The organism is Rhodococcus sp. NS-SX18 (assembly GCF_057367935.1).
On the sequence record NZ_CM170633.1, the window covers coordinates 2487407 to 2511338 of the forward strand.

Annotated in this window: 19 protein-coding genes; 12 read left to right on the forward strand and 7 right to left on the reverse strand. The window is 69.5% G+C overall.

Going from position 1 to position 23932, the window contains the following annotated elements; genetic code table 11:
* Positions 1-49: 49 nt before the first annotated feature.
* Complete coding sequence (gene ypfJ, locus AC2IPW_RS11665) at positions 50-964, reverse strand: KPN_02809 family neutral zinc metallopeptidase (RefSeq protein WP_486376877.1); 915 nt, start codon at positions 962-964, stop codon at positions 50-52.
* Positions 965-1109: 145 nt separating this feature from the next.
* Here ypfJ and aspS point away from each other — a divergent pair, with 145 nt between their 5' ends.
* Both aspS and AC2IPW_RS11675 read left to right on the forward strand, forming a co-directional pair.
* Positions 1110-2888: an aspartate--tRNA ligase gene (aspS, locus tag AC2IPW_RS11670; RefSeq protein WP_054372814.1), complete on the forward strand. Its 1779-nt coding sequence runs from the start codon at positions 1110-1112 to the stop codon at positions 2886-2888.
* Positions 2889-3111: 223 nt separating this feature from the next.
* A complete protein-coding gene (locus tag AC2IPW_RS11675) occupies positions 3112-4251 on the forward strand; it encodes a kinase (protein WP_486376994.1) in 1140 nt (379 codons plus the stop codon).
* 39 nt (positions 4252-4290) lie between these two features.
* Here AC2IPW_RS11675 and AC2IPW_RS11680 read toward each other — a convergent pair whose 3' ends face one another.
* From AC2IPW_RS11680 to AC2IPW_RS11690, 3 genes are all read right to left on the reverse strand, one after another.
* On the reverse strand, positions 4291-4716 hold the full coding sequence (locus tag AC2IPW_RS11680) for a CBS domain-containing protein (protein WP_003935466.1): 426 nt from the start codon (positions 4714-4716) through the stop codon (positions 4291-4293).
* An 84-nt stretch (positions 4717-4800) separates the two neighbouring features.
* Complete coding sequence (locus tag AC2IPW_RS11685; RefSeq protein ID WP_486376878.1) at positions 4801-6075, reverse strand: alkaline phosphatase family protein; 1275 nt, start codon at positions 6073-6075, stop codon at positions 4801-4803.
* On the reverse strand, positions 6072-7718 hold the full coding sequence (locus tag AC2IPW_RS11690; protein ID WP_486376879.1) for an alkaline phosphatase D family protein: 1647 nt from the start codon (positions 7716-7718) through the stop codon (positions 6072-6074). The genes AC2IPW_RS11685 and AC2IPW_RS11690 overlap by 4 nt, the downstream gene beginning before the upstream one ends.
* A 148-nt stretch (positions 7719-7866) precedes the next feature.
* Between AC2IPW_RS11690 and AC2IPW_RS11695 the strand changes: the two genes are divergently transcribed.
* The 5 genes from AC2IPW_RS11695 (at position 7867) to AC2IPW_RS11715 (ending at position 15298) form a co-directional block, all read left to right on the forward strand.
* Positions 7867-9276 (forward strand): replication-associated recombination protein A, encoded by a 1410-nt coding sequence (locus AC2IPW_RS11695; RefSeq protein WP_486376880.1) that lies wholly within the window; start codon positions 7867-7869, stop codon positions 9274-9276.
* 232 nt (positions 9277-9508) lie between these two features.
* Complete coding sequence (alaS, locus tag AC2IPW_RS11700; protein ID WP_486376881.1) at positions 9509-12175, forward strand: alanine--tRNA ligase; 2667 nt, start codon at positions 9509-9511, stop codon at positions 12173-12175.
* A complete protein-coding gene (gene ruvX / locus AC2IPW_RS11705; RefSeq protein ID WP_190242399.1) occupies positions 12175-12699 on the forward strand; it encodes a Holliday junction resolvase RuvX in 525 nt (174 codons plus the stop codon). The genes alaS and ruvX overlap by 1 nt, the downstream gene beginning before the upstream one ends.
* On the forward strand, positions 12696-14459 hold the full coding sequence (locus AC2IPW_RS11710) for an endolytic transglycosylase MltG (protein WP_486376882.1): 1764 nt from the start codon (positions 12696-12698) through the stop codon (positions 14457-14459). The genes ruvX and AC2IPW_RS11710 overlap by 4 nt, the downstream gene beginning before the upstream one ends.
* Positions 14456-15298 carry a shikimate dehydrogenase gene (locus AC2IPW_RS11715; RefSeq protein ID WP_486376883.1) on the forward strand — a complete coding sequence of 281 codons (843 nt, stop codon included), beginning with the start codon at positions 14456-14458 and terminating at the stop codon, positions 15296-15298. Before AC2IPW_RS11710 ends, AC2IPW_RS11715 begins: the two co-directional genes overlap by 4 nt.
* A 173-nt stretch (positions 15299-15471) precedes the next feature.
* Here AC2IPW_RS11715 and AC2IPW_RS11720 read toward each other — a convergent pair whose 3' ends face one another.
* Positions 15472-15864, reverse strand: coding sequence for a DUF7144 family membrane protein (locus AC2IPW_RS11720; protein WP_225222415.1), 393 nt, complete (start codon positions 15862-15864; stop codon positions 15472-15474).
* A 364-nt stretch (positions 15865-16228) separates the two neighbouring features.
* Here AC2IPW_RS11720 and AC2IPW_RS11725 point away from each other — a divergent pair, with 364 nt between their 5' ends.
* Entirely contained in the window at positions 16229-16678 is a 450-nt protein-coding gene (locus AC2IPW_RS11725; RefSeq protein WP_040271283.1) for a DUF6325 family protein, read from the forward strand.
* 56 nt (positions 16679-16734) lie between these two features.
* Positions 16735-17028, forward strand: coding sequence for an SHOCT domain-containing protein (locus tag AC2IPW_RS11730; protein WP_040271286.1), 294 nt, complete (start codon positions 16735-16737; stop codon positions 17026-17028).
* A 148-nt stretch (positions 17029-17176) separates the two neighbouring features.
* Here AC2IPW_RS11730 and AC2IPW_RS11735 read toward each other — a convergent pair whose 3' ends face one another.
* Positions 17177-19975 carry a cation-translocating P-type ATPase gene (locus AC2IPW_RS11735; protein ID WP_486376884.1) on the reverse strand — a complete coding sequence of 933 codons (2799 nt, stop codon included), beginning with the start codon at positions 19973-19975 and terminating at the stop codon, positions 17177-17179.
* 43 nt (positions 19976-20018) lie between these two features.
* Positions 20019-20906 carry a polyphosphate kinase 2 gene (gene ppk2 / locus AC2IPW_RS11740; RefSeq protein ID WP_003935454.1) on the reverse strand — a complete coding sequence of 296 codons (888 nt, stop codon included), beginning with the start codon at positions 20904-20906 and terminating at the stop codon, positions 20019-20021.
* Positions 20907-21008: 102 nt separating this feature from the next.
* On the opposite strand from ppk2, the gene AC2IPW_RS11745 reads away from it, so the two are divergent.
* The 3 genes from AC2IPW_RS11745 to AC2IPW_RS11755 all read left to right on the forward strand — a co-directional run bounded on the left by AC2IPW_RS11745 (position 21009) and on the right by AC2IPW_RS11755 (position 23905).
* On the forward strand, positions 21009-22580 hold the full coding sequence (locus AC2IPW_RS11745; protein ID WP_486376885.1) for an MFS transporter: 1572 nt from the start codon (positions 21009-21011) through the stop codon (positions 22578-22580).
* A gap of 409 nt (positions 22581-22989) precedes the next feature.
* Positions 22990-23406 (forward strand): SHOCT domain-containing protein, encoded by a 417-nt coding sequence (locus AC2IPW_RS11750; protein ID WP_003935451.1) that lies wholly within the window; start codon positions 22990-22992, stop codon positions 23404-23406.
* A 166-nt stretch (positions 23407-23572) separates the two neighbouring features.
* Positions 23573-23905 (forward strand): three-helix bundle dimerization domain-containing protein, encoded by a 333-nt coding sequence (locus AC2IPW_RS11755; RefSeq protein WP_486376886.1) that lies wholly within the window; start codon positions 23573-23575, stop codon positions 23903-23905.
* Positions 23906-23932: the final 27 nt, after the last annotated feature.

The window sequence follows — 23932 nt, forward strand, 5'->3', positions numbered from 1 at the left end:
GCATGGCACGGACTCCGCATTCCGGGAACGGGATCGTCGCGGCGGCGATTCAGCGCAGCGCCGGTGGACTGTCCAGATCCCGCGCCGTGTAGGTGTCGCACGCCGCGATCTGCCCCGTGGTGTACCCGGCGAGGAACCACTTCTGCCGCTGTTCGGACGAGCCGTGCGTCCAGCCCTCGGGGTTGACCCGGCCGCCGGCGGAGGCCTGGATCCGATCGTCGCCGACGGCGGAGGCCGCCGACAGTGCGTCGCGGATGTCCTGGTCGGTGAGCGGCTGCAGGAACGGCTCCCCGATGTTCGGATCCGGCTGCTTGTCGGCGTGGTACGCCCAGGCGCCTGCGTAGCAGTCGGCCTGCAACTCGGTCCGGACCGCCCCGGAGTCGGCGCCGCGCGGATCGGCCTGCGCGCGGCCGAGGTCCCCGAGCTGATTCTGCAGATGGTGGCCCACCTCGTGCGCGACGACGTATTCCTGCGCGAGCGGGCCCGCGTTGGCGCCGAACCGGGTGACCAGATCCTGGAAGAAGCTGGTGTCGAAGTACGCGGTTCGGTCGGCCGGGCAGTAGAACGGCCCGACGTCGCTCGTGGCGTTGCCGCAGCCCGTCGCGACCGCGCCGGAGAACAGCACGACGTCGGGCCGGACGTACTCGACGCCGGTCTGCGGCCCGAGCTGCTGTTCCCACACCGCGTCGAGGCTGCCGACGGTGAACTGGACGCGGCAGTCGACGCTCGCATTGGCGTCCGCACCCGTCTCGCAGCCCTCGAGGGTGCCCGAGCCGTACTGTCCGGCCTGCTCCGGGGCGCCGCTGCCGAGCAGGGAGCCGGGATCACCCCCGAACAGCAGTGCCAGGATCAGCACCACCAGGCCGCCGGCCCCACCACCGATCGCGATGCGCCCGCCGGGGCTGCCTCCGCCGCCGAGCCGAATTCGGCCGCCCTCCATCCGCGCGCCCTCGTTGAACGTCATCGCCGCCTTCGCTTCCTCGTCGCAGGGTGACCGACCGGTTCAGCTTGGCACGGCCGATCGGGTACGGGTGTCCTCGGCGGATACGTGCCTTTCGTAGGATTGCAGCGACGACGTCCCTCGCCAATGTTGTTTCGAAAGGAATTCCGTGCTGCGCACCCATCTCGCCGGCTCGTTGCGAGCCGAGCACGCCGAGCAGACCGTCACCCTCACCGGCTGGGTGGCCCGGCGCCGCGACCACGGCGGGGTGATCTTCATCGACCTGCGCGACGCGTCGGGCGTGTCGCAGGTCGTCTTCCGCGAGGGCGACGTCCTCGAGCAGGCCCACCGTCTGCGCGCCGAGTACTGCATCAAGGTCGTCGGAGCCGTCGAGGTCCGCCCGGAGGGCAACCAGAACTTCGACATCCCCACCGGTGCCGTCGAGGTGAACGCGACGCAGCTCGAGGTGCTCAACGAGGCCGCACCGCTGCCGTTCCAGCTCGACGACCAGGTCGGTGAGGAGGCCCGCCTCAAGTACCGCTACCTGGACCTGCGACGCGAGGGCCCGGGCAAGGCTATCCGGCTCCGCAGCAAGGTCAACGCCGCCGCGCGCGCCGTGCTGGCCCACCACAGCTTCGTGGAGGTCGAGACTCCGACGCTGACGCGCTCCACCCCCGAGGGCGCACGCGACTTCGTGGTGCCGGCACGGCTGCAGCCCGGCAGCTTCTACGCGCTGCCGCAGTCGCCGCAGCTGTTCAAGCAGCTGCTGATGGCCGGCGGCATCGAACGCTACTACCAGATCGCCCGCTGCTACCGGGACGAGGACTTCCGCGCCGACCGCCAGCCGGAGTTCACCCAGCTCGACATCGAGATGGCCTTCGTGGGCCAGGACGATGTGATCCTCCTCGCCGAGGAGATCCTGCACGCGCTGTGGCGTCTGATCGGTCACGAGCTGACCACACCGATTCCGCGGATGACCTACGCCGAGGCGATGCGCCGCTTCGGCTCGGACAAGCCCGACCTGCGTTTCGGCCTCGAGTTGGTCGAGTGCAAGGAGTTCTTCAAGGACACCACCTTCCGGGTGTTCCAGGCCGAGTACGTCGGTGCGGTCGTCATGCCCGGCGGTGCGAGCCAGCCGCGGCGCCAGCTCGACGCCTGGCAGGAGTGGGCCAAGCAGCGGGGTGCGAAGGGCCTGGCGTACGTGCTGGTCGGCGAGGACGGCGAACTGTCCGGACCGGTCGCGAAGAACCTCACCGACACCGAACGGGACGGTCTGGCTGCGCATGTCGGTGCCCAGCCGGGGGACTGCATCTTCTTCGCCGCCGGCCCCACCAAGCCCATGCGTGCGCTGCTCGGTGCCGCGCGCGGCGAGATCGCCCGCAAGCTCGATCTCATCGATCCCGACGACTGGAAGTTCGTGTGGGTCGTCGACGCCCCGCTGTTCGAGCCCGCCGCCGACGCCACCGCGTCCGGCGACGTGGCGCTCGGCACCTCCGCGTGGACTGCGGTGCACCACGCCTTCACCTCGCCGATGCCCGAGCACCTCGACACGTTCGACAGCGACCCCGGTTCGGCGCTCGCCTACGCGTACGACATCGTGTGCAACGGCCACGAGATCGGCGGCGGCTCGATCCGTATCCACCGCATGGACATCCAGCAGCGCGTGTTCAAGGTGATGGGGATCTCGGAGGAGGACGCGAACGAGAAGTTCGGCTTCCTGCTCGAGGCGTTCAAGTACGGCGCGCCGCCGCACGGCGGCATCGCCTTCGGCTGGGACCGCATCACCGCCCTGCTCGCCGGTGCGGATTCGATCCGCGAAGTCATCGCGTTCCCGAAGTCCGGCGGTGGCGTCGATCCGCTGACCGACGCCCCGGCGCCCATCACTGCCGAACAGCGCAAGGACTCGGGCATCGACTTCAAGCCGGAGCCGAAGCCGGCCGGGAAGTAAGAGGACGGGACAGCAGTCCCGGTGGCGCCGACCGGGGATCCCCAGGTGGCGTCACCGGGGCGCCGGCCGTCACCGAACCCGGTGCACCGGGGCGCGGGTCACGCGACCGACATCCGTTCGTGCTGCCCACGCACGTTTCGGTCAAGATGTGGTTCGTGCACGAACTGATCGTCGCCCGAACCGGGTAGATTGTCAGGCGATGACTGCAACTTTGGCGGAGCCCATGTCGGAAGTGGTGGAGGCGGCGGAAAAGCTGCTGACCCGGCGTACCGGCGCACCCGTGACCTTGGCCGATCCGGTGGATCTCGGCGGCAGCGGCCGCTCGGTGGTCCTGCGCGTGCGGGTCGCGGCGAACCCGTTCTCCCTGCCGCGCACCCTGGTGCTCAAGCAGGTGCCGCCGCGCACGAACCGGCGGGTGGGTTTCCGCGGCGCCGCCACCGACGACGAGGTCGCGTTCCTCCGGGAGGCGGTGTCGTACCAGTTCGCCACCGCCCTGGCCAAGGACGACCGGCCCGGCGCCGAACTGCTGGCGTACGACTTCGAATCCCGCCTGCTCGTGCTCAGCGATCTCGGCGACGCCACTCCGATCGCCACGCTGCTGCGCAGCGACGACACCGACACGGTCACCAACACCCTCATGGCGTTCGCCCAGGCCCTCGGCCGGATGCATGCCGCGACCGTCGGGCGCGAAGAGGACTTCGCCGCGCTGCTGCGCCGCGCCGAGGTGGCGCATTTCGCCGATGCGGTCGTCGAGCAGGCCACCGGCGCGCTGCGTGGGGTGCCCGACCGCTTCGCCGTCGAGTTCGGGCTCGAGGTGCCGCAGAGCGTGATCGACCGCGCCGAGCGGTCCGCGAAGCTGTTCACCGCCGGCCGGTTCCGGGCGTTCAGTTCTTCGGACCTGTGCCCGGACAACATCGTCGTCGGAGACGAGGGCGTGCAGTTCCTCGACTACGAATGGGGCGGCTTCCGCGACGCCACCCTCGACATCGCCTATGCCCTCACCTCCTTCCCGGCCTGCCTGTGCAAGGCACCGCTCACCCTCGAGCGGGCCCGCGCGATGGCCGACGCGTGGCGTGCCGAGGTGGTGGGCATGTGGCCCTCGCTCGGCTTCGACGAGGTGCTCGCCGAGCGGTTGCTCGACGCACAGCTCGCGTGGGTGTGGTTGAGCACCTACCTGTTCGTTCCCGAGGACCCTGCCCGTGTCGCTGCGGTGCGGGACCACCATCTGTCCGTGCCGTGGCCGGACGCGCTGCGCAGCCGCTGGTCGCTGCTCGCCGACTTCGCCGGCGACACCGGACACGACGACATCGCCGGGCATGCCCGGGACGTCCTCGACCGCCTCGAGCGGCGCGTCGGCGACTGACCGGGCCGCGCGCGGAGCGTCACGGCCCGGGGTGGTGCGTCACGGCGCGGTGCGCGCGCAGATCGCCTCGACGAACCGGCCCACCTCCGACTCCGGCAGATGCGTGGCCAGGTCGGCCTCGCTGATCATCCCGACCAGCCGATGCTCCTCGACCACCGGCAGCCTGCGGATCCGGTGTTCCTCCATCACCGTCAGGACCCGGCCGACGTCCGCGTCCGCATCGACCACGTAGGGCTTGCCGTGTGCGAGCGCACCGGCCGTCATCGAACGCGGGTCGCCGCCCGCCGCCACGCACTCGAGCACGATGTCACGGTCGGTGATGATGCCGTGGAGCCGATTGTCGTCGCCGCAGATCGGCAACGCGCCGATGTCCAGTTCCCGCATCCGCCGGGCCGCGGTCTCGAGGGTGTCGTGTTCACCGATGCAGACCGCGTCACGGTGCATGATGTCGCGTGCAGTGGTCATCACTGCCTCCTCCGTTGAAAACGGTTACTGCCCTTCCATTGTCACGCGCCGCGGCGGACGGTGGAAGGGGAGTGGACTTCGAATTCACCCGGCGAAGGCGTGCGTCGCCGCGCGGCCGTCCCAGCCGCCCGGCGGTTCGGCCAACCCGAACAGTGCCGCGACCGTGGGTGCGACGTCGAGGGTGCGCACAGGGTCGGAGACCGTCGAGCCCCGGCGGATGCTCGCGTGCCCGCCGGCGACGAAGAACGGGATATCGACGGTCGCGGCGTGCCCGTGATTGCCCGGAATCGGATTCGACAGTGGACTCGGATCGGAGAACCGCCACCCCGCGTCGCACAACGCCACCAGATCGCCTGCGGCCGCACCGAGACCCAGATCCGCTCCCGCGTACAACCCGGCCACGCCCGGGACGACGGCGGCCACCTCCCGCATCCGCGCCACCGCCTCCAGCCGGGCCGCCGGATCGCCGACCCAGTACAGCAGGTTCGCGCCACCGTTCTGTGCGGTGCGCACCGAGCCGGCGAGCAGCGGGTCGGCGCCGAGCACGTCGACGAGGCCGATCAACTGGTCCGGCGCCGACCAGTCCATCCCGTGGTCGGCCAGCACCATCAGCACCGAGCGTTCCCACCGCCCCGTCGCGCGCAGGAACTCGACGAACCGCGCCACCTGCTCGTCCGTCGAGCGCAGCGCCGCCGTCCGGGCGAGCCGCAGCGACGCGCCGAGCACGTCCAGGTGCCCGACGCGGTCCACGTCGCCGAGGTTGGTGAGCGTGAACCGCGGTGACCGCTCGTTCACCACGGAGATCAGCGCGTCGATCGTGAACCGGTCCGGGGCGTGCTCGGTGACCGGGAGCAGCGGCACCGGATCCCACGCCACCGACGCGCGGCCGCCGAACAATCCGTGCAGGTACCGCTTGGACAGCACGCTCGCCGTCGTCAACCCCAGTTCGCGGCGCAGCCGGTCGAGCACCGTGGCCGCGCGCAGGTCGGCCGGTCGATCCAGGTCCCGGGTGCGTCCGAGCACCGGGTCGAAGACCGAATTCGCGGGCACCCCGTTCCGGTGCGGCAGTACACCGGTCATCATCGCCGCATGGTTGGGGAGCGTCTCGGCGACCGGAATCGCCCGGGCCGCGCTGTACCGGGTTCCGGCGTCGGCGAGCGCCACGAGATGCGGCGTGAGACCCGGCACGAGTTCGTCCGGGCGCATCCCGTCGACGACGAGGACGTGCACGTCCGCGTCCGGGAGCAGCGCGGGCGCCGCCGCCCGCGCGGGAGCAGTACCGGTCAGGGCCACCCCGGCCAGCACGGCCGTGCCCGCGAGCATCGTGCGCCGGTCGATCGCCCCGGCGGACCGCGTCACGGCCGGTCCGCCCGGCGGTGCGCACCGGGATCGAGCGGGCCGGCCGGTCCGAGCCGCGGCGTGCCGGCCGCGACCCGTCGGCTCGTGCCGTACCGGACCCCGGTACCCGGGTCGGTCGGATCGAGGACGTAGAACCAGTCCATCTGCACCGCGTCGGCCGTCACGTCCAGGATTCCGAAACCGTGCGAATCCAGCTCCACGTACCCGATGTGGCGATTCGTCGCCTGCACCGCCGCCTCGATCGACGGCGAGACGGTGCGCGACGCGACGCCGAGCAACTCGTCGATGTTCGCCGAGGTCACCGAGGGCACCACCAGCTCCGTGGCCACGGTGCCTGCGCCCGGGTAGTTCGCGGCGTCGACAGGGATGTCGGCGGCCCACGACGAGTGGATGTCGCCGGTGAGGAACACCACGTCCCGGCCGGACGCACGAATCGCATCGAGCAGGCGTCGCCGGTCGGCGGGGTAGCCGTCCCACTGGTCGACGTTGAACGGCGCGCCCGCAGCCGGTATCCCCGCGACGGCGGTCAGTGCCGCCGTGGTCCGCTCGTCCAGCGGCGGCAGTAGCACGGGTGCGATCATCACCGGGTTCCCGACGAGCTGCCATCGCGTGCCCGAACTGCTGACGCCCGCGGTCAGCCACGCCATCTGCTCGGCGCCGGTGATGGTGCGTTCCGGGTCGTCGATGCGGCGCCCGTTCACCTGCTCGGATCGGTAGCTGCGCAGATCCAGCATCGACAACTCGGCCAGGTTCCCGAACTGCAACCGCCGGTACAACCGGGGCGCGTCGGCGGTGCCGCCCGGCCGGACGGGCTGCCACTCGAGGTACGCCTGCAGGGCCGCGGCCCGCCGGTCCGTCCAGAGCCCCTCGACGGCAGGATCGTGGTTCTCCGCGCCGCCGGACCAGGCGTCGTTGGCGCTCTCGTGGTCGTCCCACACCACGATCCACGGCACCAGCGCGTGCAACTGCTGCAAGTCGGGGTCGCTCTTGTACTGGCCGTGCCGGATCCGGTAGTCGGCCAGGATGACGATCTCGTGCCGGGGGTCGTGCGGGCGCACCACCCGGCGGCCGCCGGCGGCGTACTCGCCCGTGCCGTACTCGTACAGGTAGTCGCCGAGGTGCACGACGGCATCGAGGTCCGGGCGCGCCGCCAGGTGCCGGTAGACGCCGAAGAACCCGGCCTCCCAGTTCGAGCACGACACCACCGCGAACCGCAGACGGTCCGTATCGGTGTCCGGCCCCGGCGCGGTGCGGGTACGGCCGACGGGGGAGGACACGTCGCCGGCGGTGAAACGGTAGAAGTAGGCGGTGTCCGGTTCGAGGCCCGTCGCGTCGACCTTGACGGTGTGGTCGGACGCCGGGGACGTGGTCACGGACCCCGAGGCCACCACGTCGCGGAAATCGCCGTCGGTGGCGACCTCCCATCGGACCGCCGTCGCCGCGCCGAGGCCGGAACCCGGCACGGCGTCCGGGGCGGGCGTGACGCGGGTCCACAGGATCACCCGGTCGGGCAGCGGGTCGCCGGAGGCGACGGAGTGCGCGAACACGGCGTTCTGCGCCGAGGCGGGGGAGGCGGAGACGGCCGCCAGAGCCGCGGCACCGAGGACGGCGCCGCCCGCGCGCAGCGCGGTCCGTCGCGACACGACGCGAGATTGGGTCGGGGACACCGGATGATCAGACCAGCGTGCCCCGCGATGAGCAAGTACCACGGCCGAACGCCCCGATCGTTCACGATCGGTTCACGCCCCGTCGGCCCGGACCGCCGTCGGGACGGGACGGTAGCTTCGTGGGGTGAGCACCTTCTTCGGAGCGGAGGAACCCACCGGGCCGGACACCTTGTTCGAGGCCCCCCGCCCGACCGAACCCGAACCCGACCCCGCGCAACCGGCGGCGCGTCCGCCCCGCGGCGGCGGACCGAACGCACCGCTCGCCGCCCGCATGCGCCCGGCCGACCTGAGCGAAGTCGTCGGCCAGCAGCACCTGCTCGCCCCCGGCGCGCCGCTGCGCCGCCTCGTCGAGGGCTCCGGCGCCGCGTCCGTCGTGCTCTACGGCCCGCCCGGCACCGGAAAGACCACCCTGGCCTCCCTCATCTCCGGCGCCACCGGTCGACGCTTCGAGGCGCTGTCCGCGCTGTCGGCCGGCGTCAAGGACGTGCGCGCCGTGATCGACCTGGCCCGCCGCCGTCTCAGCGCCGGCGAGCAGACCGTGCTCTTCATCGACGAGGTGCACCGCTTCTCCAAGACCCAGCAGGACGCGCTGCTCGCCGCGGTGGAGAACCGGATCGTGCTGCTCGTGGCCGCCACCACCGAGAATCCGTCGTTCTCCGTCGTCGCCCCGCTGCTGTCCCGTTCCCTGGTGCTGCAGCTGCAGCCGCTGGGTCCCGACGACATCCGGGCCCTGCTCGAGCGGGCCCGGACCGACGAACGCGGCCTCGACGGCAGCGTGCAGATCACCGACGACGCGCTCGAGCACCTGGTGCGGCTCGCCGGCGGCGACGCACGGCGTGCGCTCACCGCCCTCGAGGCGGCCGCCGAGACCGCCCTCGACCGCGGCGGTACGGGCGCGACGATCGACCTGCCGACCGTCGAGGCGAGCATCGACAAGGCCGCGGTGCGCTACGACCGCGACGGCGACCAGCACTACGACGTCGCGAGCGCGTTCATCAAGTCGCTGCGCGGCTCCGATGTCGACGCCGCGCTGCACTACCTCGCGCGGATGATCGTCGCGGGGGAGGACCCGCGGTTCATCGCGCGCCGGCTGATGATCCAGGCCAGCGAGGAGGTCGGCATGGCCGATCCGACCGCGCTGCAGGCGGCGACGGCGGCTGCGCAGGTCGTGCAGCTCGTCGGCATGCCCGAGGCCCAGCTCGCCCTGGCGCAGGCCACCATCCACATCGCCACCGCACCCAAGTCGGGTGCGGTCACCGCCGCACTCGGCGCCGCGATCGCCGACGTCAAGGCCGGCCGGTCCGGGTCGGTGCCGACGCATCTGCGCGACGGCCACTACGCCGGCGCCCAGAAGCTCGGCAACGCCGTCGGCTACCGCTACCCGCACGACCACCCCGACGGCGTGCTGGCGCAGCAGTACGCGCCCGACGAACTCGTCGGCGTCGACTACTACACCCCGACCGGCCACGGAGCCGAGCGGGAGCTGGCACAGCGGGTGCCGAAACTGCGACGGATCGTGCGCGGCACGCGGTAGGGCGTCCCTTCCGCGCAGGTCGCAGGGTCGCGCACCGCAGGCGCCGAGCGGATGTGCCATACCCCTCGGGCCACGAAAGGGAGCGATACAGTCGCTCGCCCCCGGCAGTGGGTCGGAGCGGGGCGGGTGGTGAGAACGGCCGCTGCGGCCCGCGCGATAAGCTGAACGATGGCCGATTCGCCGTGCCCGCGGGTTCGGCAGCCCACACCGTCAGACAAAGAGGACCATCGACGTGCAGACCCACGAGATCCGCAGGCGCTTTCTCGACCACTTCGTGAAGGCGGGCCACACCGAGGTGCCCAGCGCGTCGCTGATCCTGGCCGATCCGAACCTGCTGTTCGTCAACGCCGGCATGGTCCCGTTCGTGCCCTATTTCCTCGGCCAGCAGACCCCGCCGTTCAGCACCGCGACCTCGGTGCAGAAGTGTGTGCGCACCCTCGACATCGAGGAGGTGGGCATCACCACCCGGCACAACACGTTCTTCCAGATGGCCGGCAACTTCTCGTTCGGCGACTACTTCAAGGAAGAGGCGATCGGGCACGCGTGGTCGTTGCTGACCGGCTCCGTCGACGACGGCGGCTACGGCATCGATCCCGAGAAGCTCTGGGCGACCGTGTATCTGGACGACGACGAGGCGTACTCGATCTGGCACGACAAGATCGGCGTCCCCGCCGAGCGCATCCAGCGCCGCGGCATGAAGGACAACTACTGGTCGATGGGCATCCCCGGTCCCTGCGGCCCCTGCTCGGAGATCTTCTACGACCGCGGCCCCGAATACGGCGCCCCGGGTGGCCCCGAGGCCGACGAGGACCGCTACATCGAGATCTGGAACCTCGTGTTCATGCAGAACGAGCGCGGCGAGGGCGGAGCCAAGGAGGGCTACCCGATCCTCGGGCCGCTGCCGAAGAAGAACATCGACACCGGCATGGGTGTCGAGCGAGTCGCGTTCCTGCTCCAGGGCGTCGAGAACGTCTACGAGACCGACCTGCTGCGCCCGGTCATCGACAAGGCCGCCGAGCTCACCGGCAGCGTCTACGGCGCCGACCACGCCTCGGACGTGCGCTTCCGGGTCATCGCCGACCACGCCCGCACCGCCGCGATGCTCATCGTCGACGGCGTCAACCCCGGCAACGACGGTCGCGGCTACGTCCTGCGCCGCCTGCTGCGCCGGATCGTGCGCTCCGCGCGTCTGCTCGGCGCCGACACGCCGACGATGGCCGAGTTCATGGCCGTCGTGCGCGACACCATGAGCCCGTCCTATCCGGAGCTGGCGACGGACTACTCGCGCATCGAGACCGTCGCCGTCGGTGAGGAGACCGCATTCCTCAAGACCCTGGGCACCGGCAGCAAGCTGTTCGAGGGCGCGGTCGAGTCGGCGAAGGCCCAGGGCAGGTCCGTTCTCGGCGGCACCGAAGCCTTCACCCTGCACGACACCTACGGGTTCCCCATCGACCTGACGCTGGAGATGGCCTCCGAGGCCGGCCTGACCGTCGACGAGGACGGCTTCCGTTCCCTCATGGCCGAGCAGCGTCAGCGCGCCAAGGACGACGCCCGTGCCCGCAAGCACGCCCACGCCGACCTGACCGTCTACAAGGAACTGCTCGACCGCGGCCCCACCGAGTTCACCGGCTTCACCGAACTGGTGACCGAGGCGACGGTGCTGGCCGTCATCACCGGCGGGGAACGGTTGCACGCGGCGCAGGCCGGCCAGAACGTCGAGCTGATCCTCGACCGCAGCCCCCTCTACGCCGAGGCCGGCGGTCAGATCGCCGACGTCGGCACCATCACCGCCGGCGGTCTGCGCATCAAGGTCGACGACGTCCAGAAGGTCGCCAAGCAGCTGTGGGTGCACAAGGTGACCGTGCTCGAGGGTCAGGTCACCGAGGGCGACGCCGTCCTCGTGCAGGTCGACCCGTCCTGGCGCAAGGGCGCTACGCAGGGCCACTCGGGCACCCACCTGGTCCACGCCGCGCTGCGCGAAGTCCTCGGCCCCAACGCCGTGCAGGCCGGCTCGCTGAACAAGCCGGGCTACCTGCGGTTCGACTTCTCCTGGCCCGGAGCGCTCAGCGAGCAGCAGAAGGCCGACATCGAGGCTGTCACCAACGAGGCCGTCGCGGCGAACTACCCGGTCAACACCTTCGTCACGGACCTGGACAAGGCCAAGAAGATGGGTGCGATGGCGCTCTTCGGCGAGAACTACGGCGACGAGGTCCGCGTCGTGGAGATCGGCGGCCCGTTCTCGATGGAGCTGTGCGGCGGCACGCACGTCGAGCACTCCTCCCACGTCGGCACCGTCACCCTGCTCGGCGAGCAGTCCGTCGGCTCGGGCGTGCGCCGCGTCGAGGCATACGTCGGCCTGGACTCGTACCGGCACCTGGCCAAGGAGCGGGCCCTGCTCGCCGGTCTGTCCTCGACCCTGAAGGTGCCCTCCGAGGAGGTGCCCGCGCGCGTCGAATCCCTGGTCGAGCGGTTGAAGGCGGCCGAGAAGGAACTCGAACGCACCCGCGCCGCCGCGGTGCTCGCTTCGGCCGGCACGTTCGCCGAGAAGGCGGAACGCACCGGCGATCTGCTCGTCGTCGCCGAGGCGGCCCCCGAGGGCGTGGCCGGCAACGACCTGCGCAGCCTCGCCTCCGACGTCCGCGGCCGGCTCGGCAGCGAGCCCGCCGTGGTGCTGCTCCTCGGTTCGGCCGACGGCAAGGTGCCGTTCGTCGTCGCCACCACCAAGGCCGCCCAGGCCAAGGGCATCAAGGCCGGCGACCTGGTCTCGAGCTTCGGGCCGGTCATCGGTGGCCGCGGCGGTGGTAAGCCCGACATGGCACAGGGATCCGGATCCGACCCCGCCGGTATCCCCGCGGCGTTGACCGCGTTCCGCGCCCGGCTCAGCGAGCTGGCCGGCTGATCGTGGCCGACTTCGCCGGTCCCGACCGCCCGGGTGTCGACGACCCCGGCCGCGGCCGCCGCATCGGCATCGACGTCGGAAGTGTCCGGATCGGCGTGGCCTCGTCCGATCCCGACGGGATCCTGGCCACCCCGGTCGAGACCGTGCCGCGCTCGAAGGAACGCGGGCCCGACGCGCCGGATATCCGGCGCATTGTGGACATCGTCACGGAGTACGAGGCCGTGGAGGTTATCGTCGGTCTGCCGCAGACCCTGCGCGGGGAGCCCGGCAAGGCCGCGAAACTGGCCCGTGACTTCGCGGGACGGCTGCGCCGGCGGATGACCGGGATTCCTGTGCGAATGGCCGACGAAAGATTCACGACGGTCACTGCGGCGCGGGCCCTCCGCGAGAGCGGAGTCAGTGCGCGCGGTGCGCGGCCGGTGATCGACCAGGCCGCCGCCGTCGCCATCTTGCAGGGTTGGTTGGACGAGCGGAGTGCAGTGGTGAACGTGGCCGAGGACGGCAAGCCGGAGAACGGACGATGAGCCGGCACGGGAGGCCGGACGACGAGTCCACCGGGGCGGACCACGCCTCCGGGGACCGTCCCGGGTTCGGGCCCGCCCAGCAGGACGAGTGGTACCGGCCGCGGCACGGGACCGACGCTTCGCCGCCGCCCGCCGCCGGGGGCGGCCACCGCTACGAGCCTCCGACCCCTCCGGCCGGCGGGCACCCCTTCGACGACGCCCCCACCACCGAGCACGTCTACCGGCTCGACGAGTACGACCCCGGCACCCCGTCGCAGCCCGAGCTCCGCCCCTACGGCGGACACCCCGCCGACCACCCGGGTGCCGAAACCGAGGTCTTCGAGGCTCAGACCTACGAGCCCCAGGGCTACGGGCCCAGCGACTACGATCCCCGCGACCGCGACGGATACGACCCTGCACCGGGCACCTACCGACACGACGACCACGAGCAGCCGCCCACCTACGACGAGTCGGGCTACGACCAGTTCGGGTACGCCGCAGTCGACGACGATCCGCGCGGCTACCCCGAGGCGTCCGCAACGGGACAGGACTGGACCGACTCCGCCGATCGCGCCGCCCCCGAACCTGTCGGGATGTCCCCGGCCCGCCGGGCCCACGCCCGCTCGGCCCGGGCCCGCCGCACACGCGGCCGGATCGTCGGCGTGCTCGCCGTCGCGGCCGTGCTGGTTCTGCTCCTCGGCGGCGGATTCTTTGCCTACCAGAAGTTCACCGGCCCCGACCTGCCACCCGACTACACCGGTGCGGGCGGCCCCGCCGTCGTCGTGCAGGTGCACCCGGGTGACACCGCCGAGCAGATCGGCGCCGCCTTCAAGGAAGCGGACATCGTCGCCAGCTCCGACGCCTTCTACAATGCCGCCGTCCAGAACCCCGGGATGAACTCGCTGCAGCCGGGCTTCTACTCGATTGCCAGCCGGCTTCCCGCCCGCGAGGCCGTCGCCGCCCTGGTCGACCCCGCGAACCGGGTGGGGGCGCTGGTGATCTCCGAGGGCCGGCAGTTGCACGACATCCGCGACGTCAACACCGGCGCGGTACGCAAGGGGATCTACACCCTCATCGCGGAGGCCAGCTGCCTCGAACGCGACGGGCAGCGCACGTGTCTGACTTACGAGGAACTCGACGCCGCGGGTGCGAGCACCGACCTCGCCGCGCTCGGTGTGCCGGAATGGGCGCGGGCCGCCGTCGCGAACGTGCCCGATCGCACTCGGCAGCTCGAGGGACTCATCGCGGCCGGCCGCTGGGACTTCGATCCCACTGCCGGGGCCGCGGACATACTCCGGTACCTCGTCTCCACCAGCGCCGAGCGCTACGACGAGACGGGCATCACCCAGGCCGCGGCCAAGGTGGGGCTGACGCCGTACGAGATGCTCGTCTCGGCGTCCCTCGTGGAACGCGAGGCGCTGCCGGACGACTTCGCGAAGGTCGCCCGGGTGATCCTCAATCGTCTGAAGATCGGTCAGCCGTTGCAGTTCGACTCGACGGTCAACTACGCCCTCGACGAAACCGAGCTGGCGACCACCGATGCCGATCGGGCGCAGGTCACCCCCTGGAACACGTACGCGAGCCCGGGACTGCCCGCCACCCCGATCTCGTCGCCGAGCATCGAGGCGCTGCAGGCCGTGGAGAACCCGGAGGCGGGGAACTGGACGTACTTCGTGACCATCGACGCTCAGGGCACGACCCTGTTCGCCGACAACTACGACGAACACCTGACGAATACGCAGCAGGCGCTGGACAGCGGAATCCTCGACAGTGGCAGATGACGACAGTGGCAGATGACATCGTGACCGGCGCCCGCAAGGCCGCGGTCCTCGGCAGCCCCATCGCGCATTCGAAGTCCCCGTTGCTGCACCTGGCTGCCTACCGGGCGCTGGGTCTGACGGACTGGACCTACGAGCGCATCGAATGCACGGGCGAGCAGTTGCCGGCCCTCGTGTCGGGATTCGGGCCCGAGTGGGTCGGGGTGTCGGTGACGATGCCCGGCAAATTCGCGGCCCTCGAGTTCGCGACCGAGCGCACCGACCGGGCCGTGCTGATCGGCTCGGCGAACACCCTGGTGCGGACCGCGGACGGCTGGCGGGCCGACTGTACCGACGTCGACGGCGTCACCGGCGCGCTGCGCGCCGCCGGCGTCGGGGACCTGGCCGGCGCTTCGGCGGTGGTGGTCGGGGCCGGGGGGACCGCGCGGCCGGCCCTGGTGGGGCTCGCCGAGCTCGGGGTCACCTCGGTGACCGTCGTCGCCCGCAACGAGGTCCGGGCCGCCGAGACGTTCGACTGCGCCGAGGCGGTGGGTATGAAGCCGCGTTGGTTGCCGTTCGGCGCCCCGGAACTCGCGGACGTGTGTGCGAGCGCGGGTGCGCTCGTGAGCACCGTGCCGGCGGCCGCGGCGGCGCCCTACGCGCAGCAATTCGGCCGCGCACCGTTCGTCCTCGACGCGATCTACGACCCGTGGCCCACCCCGCTCGCCGAGGCCGCCACGGCGCACGGATCCGTCGTGGTGGGCGGCCTGCAGATGCTGCTGCATCAGGCATTCGGCCAGGTCGAGCAGTTCACCGGTCGACCCGCACCGAAGGCGGAGATGGCCGCGGCCCTCGCCGGTTGACGACGCGGCGGGTTCGGCTCCGGCCCGCACCGGCGACGGTCGTCGCATCCGGGGTGATCGATGGAGCGGGGTCGATGCAGTACTGAGGAACGACTGCATCGACGCCACCCGCGCGACGCCGCGGATCGTGCGACGGGACGGATCGCCGTCGCACGACCCGGTGCCGGGCGCGGTCAGTAGTAGTCGGCCCGGGGGTTCCACGTCGAGATCGCCCAGATGACCACGACGTCCAAGGCGATGATCAGGATCGACCACCACGGGTAGTACGGCAACCACAGGAAATTCGCCAGAATGGACAGCGCGGCGATGATGATGGCCGCCACCCGTGCCCACGTCGCGCCGGTGATCAGCGCGATGCCGACGACGACGATCACGACACCCATGACGATGTGGATCCATCCCCAGGTCGTGAGATCGAACTTGAAGGTGTACTCCTGGCCCTGGACGATCACTTCGTCCTCGGCGACCGCCGCAATCCCCTGGAAGAACTGCAGGACTCCGATCGTGGCCATGATGACCGCGGCTCCGATCGACGTCCCCGCCGCGACGGCCTGTTTCGTGGACATGGGTTCCGGTTCGACATGCACGTTGTGTGACACGGTCGTCTCCCTCTCCGAATGGATCTGACGGGTCGAGTGTGCGCCGGGTTGCACAGGTCCAGCAGGGACTTTCGTCCCATTCTCGGTATCGGCGCGGTCACGCACCCCTCGCGCTCCTCCTTTCGGCGACGAGGCGGGAGCGATCCGGTTGCCTGCCCGAAAACGGCCTGCCCGAAAACCGGATGCGTGCAGACGTGTGCGAGCTATCGTCGAACATGCGGTGGACTGGTTCTCCGTTTCCCGGTCGGCGTCGCCATCTCGCGGGCGTGGCGCCGTGAAACCTCCCGAACTGCTGCCGAAGACCGATCCCGTCGCTGAAACGAGGCCTCCGGTGACCGATACCGACATCGACGAAATGGGTCCGGTGGACTATCTCGTCATCGAGTTCCCCGCCGACCGTCCGCCCGACGGGTCGGCGCTGCCCCTGCTGCGCGATCTCGTCGAGCGCGGCATCGTGCGAGTGCTGGACCTGGCGTTCGTCCGGAAGGATCCGGACGGCTCCGTTGCCGGGATCGACATCGCCGACGTCGGGCTCGAGGGCGAGGTCGATGTCACGCTGTTCGCGGAGGCCGCCTCCGGTCTGCTCGACGACACCGACTTCGCCGAAGCCGGCGCAGCACTCGAGCCGGGTTGTTCGGCGGCGGTGCTCGTGTACGAGAACACGTGGGCAGCGCCATTTGCTCGCGCTCTGCGCCGCAACGGCGCCCAGCTCGTCGCGTCGGGCCGGATTCCCGTGCAGAGTATCCTGTCGTCCCTGGATCGGATCGAGTCCGAAAGCTGAGAACAGCCAGAGGGATTCGGCTAAGTCGATCCTTCGAGTATGCAGAGGAGTGCGTCATGCCCGGACTGCTGCGGGGCGTCGCCCGAACGGCCGTGGTGGCGGGAACCGCCACCGCCGTCTCCAACCGTGTATCCCGGCGACAGGGTCAGCGCTGGGCGGGGCAGGAGCAAGCGCAATACGAACGCTACGAGCAGTATCCGCCTGAACCCGCACCGCCGCCGGCCGCCCCGGCCGGCCAGGGAGGGACGGACCGGATCGCCGCATTGAAGGACCTCGCCGAGCTGAAGGCGCAGGGCGTGCTCACCGAGGCCGAGTTCGAAGCCGAGAAGGCCCGAATCCTGGCTTCCTGACCAGCCGACGGCACGCCCGACCGCGGTGAATCATCCTGCGGGCGGGCGTGTCCCGGCGCCTTCGGGCCCCACATGCTCGAAGTCTCGGTCATCCGCTTCCCGAGTCGTACGTGCGGCCGGATCGTAGGTGCGCGATCGTGATTCGCTGTCAGCGGTGATGGACACGCTGCGGTGCCACTGCGGCCGCGACGGGGATGGGGGCCGTCGGCGCCGAACGTCGGCGTCGCCGTAGTACCTTCTCGCCTTCGATGACGACCGGAACGAGGAGCGACCAACCCACGCAGGCGAGCCACTGGCCGCCGGTCAGTGAGGTGGTCATCAGCAGATCCTGGAGGAAGCCGGCCTCGACGGCGAACACTGTGACGACGACGGGGATGGACAGGATTCCGAGCGCCCTCAGGACCGGAGCGGTCATCCCCGAGTCCGGGTCTCGGCGCAGGGCGAGTCCGCTCAGGATGGAACCGAACGACAAGACCACGAATGCGGTCGTCATCGGGACGTTGGCCGCGGTGGGGCTCATCTCGCCGGGAGCGAGGAGCATCGCAGCGAGGGTGACGGCGAACTGCAGGATGCCATATGCCAGCCACTGCAGTAGCGCCGTGCGGTTCGCGATCGGCACCCCGGGGTCGCGGGGCGTCTTGGTCATCAGGTTCGGCGGTGGCGGGTCGAGCATGATGACCGCAACCGGAAAGAGGGTGATGAAGAAGTGCTGGAACAGCACCATCAGCGGCGTGAGCGCGACGCCGTCGTTGATGTCGAAGATGCTCGCGACGAGGAACAGCAGGACGAGTGAGAACAGCTTGGACATCTGGTAGCGGATGTAGGACACGATCTTGTCGTAGATGCTGCGGCCCAACCTGATCGCGGTGATCAACGTCCCGAAGTTGTCGTCCGTGAGCACCATCTTGCCGGCCTGCTTGGTGACCTCGCTGCCCGAGCCCATGGCCACCCCGATGTCGGCCTTCTTCAGGGCCGCGGCGTCGTTGACGGCATCGCCGGTCATGGCCACTACCGCGCCGCTCCGCTGCATGAGGTCGGCCAGCCGCAGCTTGTCCTGCGGAGTGACGCGGCCGAAGACGTGCAGGTTCGGCAACGCTGCCGTCAGTTCCTCGTCCGACATGGCGTGCAGTTCGGCCCCGCCGATCGCGCCCGGCCCGAGACCGAGTTCGGCACCGATCGCCGACGCTGTGATCGCGTGGTCGCCGGTGATCATGCGGACCTCGATGCCGGCCGCTCGCGCGGTGCGGACCGAGTCGACGGCCTCCGGGCGAAGCGGATCGATGATGCCGACCATCCCGACGAAGATGAGCTCACCGACGAACGACATCGGGTCGGCCTGCACCGCCTCTTCCCGACCGTCGAGCAGGCGGACCGCGAACGCCAGCACGCGCAACCCCTGCTCCGAGAGAGTTCGGTTGGCCGCGGCCAGGTCGTCGCGGACCTCCTCGATCGGTACCTCCCGACGGCCCGGCTGGTAGGCGCTGGTGCAGCGGGCGAGGACGACATCGGGTCCACCCTTGACGAGTTCCACGAATCGGGTGGTGCCGTCGACCGGTAGGTGGTGGAACGTCGCCATGAACTTGTAAGCGGAGTCGAACGGCACCTCCGCGACCCGCGGATACGTCCGCCGGGTCAGCGGAGCGTCGATCCCGATCTTCGCGGCGAGCACCACGAGCGCGGCCTCGGTGGGATCGCCGACGATGTCGCCGGTGTCGGAGACGGTGGCGTCGCTGTCCAGGCACAGGCCGTACGCGAGCAGGGTGAAGTCCGGAACCTCCAGGCCCGCAGCCTGGGCAATCCTCCCCGTCTTGTCGTAGCCCTCGCCGTCCACGGTGTACCAGCGGCCGTGGAAGTACAGGGACCGGACGGTCATCTGGTTCATGGTCAAGGTGCCGGTCTTGTCCGAGTTGATCGCGCTGGTGGCACCGAGTGTCTCGACGTCGGTGAGGTTCTTCACGACGGCCTTGGCGTCCGCCAGCTGACGGGCTCCGAAGGCGAGCATGGCCTGAACGAACGTGGGCAGACCGGTGGGGATGGCGGACACCCCCATGGAGATGCCCAGCAGCAACAGCGTCGCCAGTTCCTGCCCCCGAACCAACCCGATGATCACGATGATCGCGACCGCAGCCCACGCAATGATCCCGAGAATCTTGGTCAGCGAGTCCAGCTCGCGCTGAAGGGGCGACTTGCTCGGTGCGACGGCGGACAGCATCGACGCGATCCGGCCCATCTCCGTGTGCATGCCGGTTTCCGTGACGATCATCGTGGCGGTGCCCCGGGTGACCGACGTGTTCTGGAAGACCATGTTGCTGCGGTCGCCGAGGGCGACATCGGCGGTGTCGAGCGTGTGTGGGTCCTTCGGGACGGGGGTGCTTTCACCCGTCAGCGCCGCCTCCTGCGTCTCGAGGGTGGCCGTCGTGAGCAGCCGGCCGTCGGCGGGCACGATGTCGCCCGCCTCCACTTGCACGATGTCGCCCGGGACGAGGTCGGTGGCGGCGAGCTGAACCAGGATGCCGTCACGGATCACGCGCGTCTGCGGCGTCTGCATCCTCGCGAGCGCATCGACGCTGGCACGAGCCTTCAGTTCCTGTTGCGTGCCCAGCACGATGTTGAGTCCGACGAGCACCACGACCACGATCGCCGTCGGTACCTCACCGATGACGATGCTGACGACGGCGACCGCGACCAGCATCAGGTTCATCGGATCTTCGAGCTGCCGAAGCGCGATCGCCCACATCGACGGTCCGGGCTCGGAGGCGATCTCGTTGAGGCCGTACCGGCGGCGGCGGGCACCGGCTTCTCCCGCGGTCAACCCCGAGTGCCGATCCGAGTTCAGCGCCGCGACGACGGTATCCGACTCCTGAACGTGCCAGGTGTTCCGCTCGGCCTGCACTTCGCCGGTGTCGGTGGGACGCCCCTGATCCGGGGGACGTGCGGTGAGGGCCATGATCGCTTCTCCTCGCCGGAGACGACTCGTCGGAGACGACTTTTCAGAAGGGCGTGGGTATCCAGTGCAATTGCTGCCTGGGCGTCCGGTATCCGTGCGGACCCCGACGCTCCGGCAGGGTGATGTCGCGGTGTTCGAGCGGTTCGTAGGGAATCTGGCTCAGCAGGTGGCTGACGACATTGAGCCGGCCGCGCTTCTTGTCGTCGTTGTCGGCGACATACCAGGGTGCCCAGCCGGTGTCGGTATAGCGGAACATCTCGTCGCGTGCCCGCGAATAGTCGTACCACCGGCTGTACGACTGTAGATCGAGGTCCGAGAGTTTCCAGATCCTGCGCGGGTCGTCGATCCGGCGTTGCAGCCGCACCGTCTGCTGTTCCTGACTCACCTCGAGCCAGTACTTGAGCAGAACGATGCCCGAGTCGACGATCGCCCGTTCGACCGCGGGCGTCATCTCGAGAAAGTGCCGCGCTTCCTCTTCGGTACAGAACCCCATCACGCGCTCGACTCCCGCGCGGTTGTACCAACTGCGGTCGAAGATCACCACTTCACCACCGGCCGGAAGGTGCGGAAGGTACCGCTGCACGTACATCTGGCTCTTCTCGCGCTCGGTCGGCGCGGGCAGGGCGACCACGCGGAACACACGCGGGCTGACGCGTTCGGTGATCGCCTTGATGACGCCGCCCTTTCCGGCGGTGTCGCGGCCCTCGAACAGAATGCAGACTTTCGCGCCCGAGGATCTGACCCATTCCTGCATGGCGACGAGTTCACCCTGGAGCGGTTTGAGACGTCGTAGATACTCCTTGTTCTTCATCGGTTTCTTCGCCGGCGTTCCCGGTTCCGCGGCAGGCGAACGGAGCTCCCCGGCTTCGGCAACGCGCTTCCGGCCGTGGCCGCCCTTCGGTGCCTTCTTCCGGGCGGACTTGGAACCCATGACCGACTCTCCCGACGTGTGGACTGGAGGCGAGGGGCCTCATCGAACGGCCGGCACTTCCGGAGCGATCGCCGGAAGGTGCATGGAAGCGATTTTCCATCAGTGCCGAGAAATCCGCCGGATTTCGACCATTTCGCCGGCTCGATCGGGGCGACGCAACGGCGGTGGACGCTCGAAATTGCCACCTTGGGTTCTTCGAATGCCCCAGAATGTCACTGGCCACGTTGTGCACGAGTCAGTGCATCTCTTTGTCGAGCGGAAGGGCTCGCCATGCCGGACAGTCTCGACTCTCCGCGCCCGTCCTCGACCCTGCGGCGGATGCTCGTGCCGCTCGCTCTGGCACAGTTCATCTGCAGCTTCGCCGGGTCGAACATGAACGTGATGATCAACGACATCAGTGCGGATCTCGGGACGACCGTGCAGGGTGTGCAGACCGCGATCACCGTGTTCCTGCTGGTGATGGCCGCGTTCATGATCCCCGGAGGCAAGCTGACCGACCGGTGGGGGCGTAAGCGGTGCTTTGTGCTCGGTCTCGTTCTGTACGGCATCGGAGCATTGATCAGCGCGGTCTCGCCCAACCTCGGGGTACTGATCATCGGCAACTCGATCCTCGAAGGGGTGGGCACCGCGCTGCTGATTCCGCCGGTGTACATCCTCACCACGATGCTCTTCAGTGATCTGACCTCTCGAGCGCGGGCATTCGGTGTCATCACCGGGATGGGCGGCATCGGAGCGGCAGCAGGTCCGCTGATCGGTGGTGTCATCACCACCGGCATCGACTGGCGCGCGGCCTTCGTGTTCCAGGCGCTGATCATCGGAGTCATCCTCGTGCTCAGCCGGGGGATCGTGGACCCGGTCCCTCCCGATCCGGCGCGACCGTTCGACGCCGTAGGCGCCCTCCTTTCCGCCGCCGGTCTGGTCTGCCTCGTGATGGGGATCCTGCAGGCCGACACCGATGTCGTTCTGATGGCGATCCTGGTCGTGGTAGGAGCGCTGTTCATCATGGGGTTCCTGCTGTACGTGCGGGCTCGTGAACGGGCAGGCAAGGAGCCACTGCTGTCGCTGTCACTGTTCCGCAACCGCACCTCGAACCTCGCGCTGGTGACGCAGAACATCCAGTGGCTGCTGCTGATGGGGATCGCGTTCGTCGTTTCCGCGTTCCTGCAGGTCGTCCGGGGATACAACGCGATCGAGACCGGCGTGATCTTCACCGCGGCCACCGCCGGCATCCTCGGTGCCTCGCTCGTGGCGGAGCGACTGACAGCGAAGTACCCGCAGCGCACGCTGATCACAGCCGGGTTCGTCACCACTCTCGCGGGTGTCGGTGTCCTTCTCCTGCTCGTGCGGGCTTGGACGAGTGCATGGGCGTTCACGCCAGGGCTGCTGCTCATCGGCATCGGACTCGGGACGATGCTGACGCCGTCGGTCAACGTGGTGCAGTCCGCATTCGCGGAGGAGCGTCAAGGCGAGATCTCGGGGTTGTCGCGGTGCGTCTCCAATCTCGGATCGTCGCTGGGTACGGCTGTGGCGGGTACCGTCCTGGTCGCCGGGTTGACATCGCCCGACCGCGCGTACGCGCTGGCCATGACAGTGCTGGCCGTCCTCGGTCTGATCGGGTTGGTGGCGGCACTGCGTCTCCCCGGGACACCTGATCGAACTCCGGCACCACGTTGACGGTTTCGGGGGCTTTGCGTATATGGGCGGCGTACGATATGTACGGTCGTCCCGCAAAAGGGGCTACATGGATGCGAGATGAGCATGCCGGGTGCTGGTGCCGACGCTGTCACGGTCGATCGGCTTACCACCGATTTCGGTGGCGATGTACCACCCGCGGTCCTCGAGGCCGCGGTGATGGTGGTGGACGTCGGTAATCGAGCGGGGTTCCGGAGTCGGATCTGCCGGAACCCGGGGGACGGTTCCTCCGTCGGGGTTCGCTGAACCGTCGGGGTCCGCTCAACTCGGTCGAGTCGCGGACGACGGCGGTACCGTAGCGCGCCGGGATCGCCGTAGCAGGATCCGAGAATTTCATTCCGGCCGGATTCGAGTTGATCACCTTGCCGGTCCGATCGAGGAGGCTGACCTGATGGATTCCTTCTGGGATTACGTGTGGTACACGGTCGTCGTATTCGCCTTCGTGGCGTATCTGATCGTGCTGTTCCAGATTCTCGTCGACCTGTTCCGCGATCACACCGTATCCGGCTTCGCCAAGGCGGTGTGGGTGGTCGTGCTGGTGCTCTTCCCGTACATCAGCGCACTGGTCTACCTGATCGTCCGAGGCCGGGGGATGGCGCTACGGGCGCAGCAGGCACAGGCGGAAGCCAAGCAGGCCACCGACGAGTACATCCGGAACGTCGCGGCCGGCAAGTCCCCGGCCGAGCAGATCGCCGACGCCAAGGCGCTACTCGACTCGGGTGCGATCACGGCCGCCGAGTTCGAGCACCTCAAAGCTCAGGCGCTGGGACGGGGTACCGCTGGTCGTGACGGCGTCCCCGTCGGCTGAGTCGCGAGCGGGACCGGAAGTCCGGTGCGATCGTCCTTTCATCATGTCGGTGAGGGCAGGTGGCCGGCAGTCGAATTCGTGATCGGGTCCGTTGCGGCAGAAGTAGATTCCAACTCTCGGGGACGGATCCGGCGGAGTCGGCCGGTGCACGCGGAAGGAGTGCGACATGGTCTACAGTGCCCTCAACCCGAGGAGCGATGTCCGTCCCGCGTCGGCGCGGTCGGCTCCGCAGCCGGCCACCAGCGACCTGAGGCGGGTCCGCACCCGGGACGTGCCCCCACCGGGCGGGGACGAAGCCGTGCAGCTCGAGCTGATCGTCACTCGCCTCGCCGTGCGCTTTCCGTCGATGTCGCGCGGCGACATCGAGGTCGTGGTGCGGACCGTCGAGAAGCGGTTCGCCGACGCGAAGGTCCGGGACTTCCTGTCCCTGTTGATCGAGAAGGCAGCCCGCCGCGAGATCGATGAGGGCACAGCGTCGTCTCGGATCGAACTCGCGTAGGCGGACGGCGATGACAGCGCACGGACC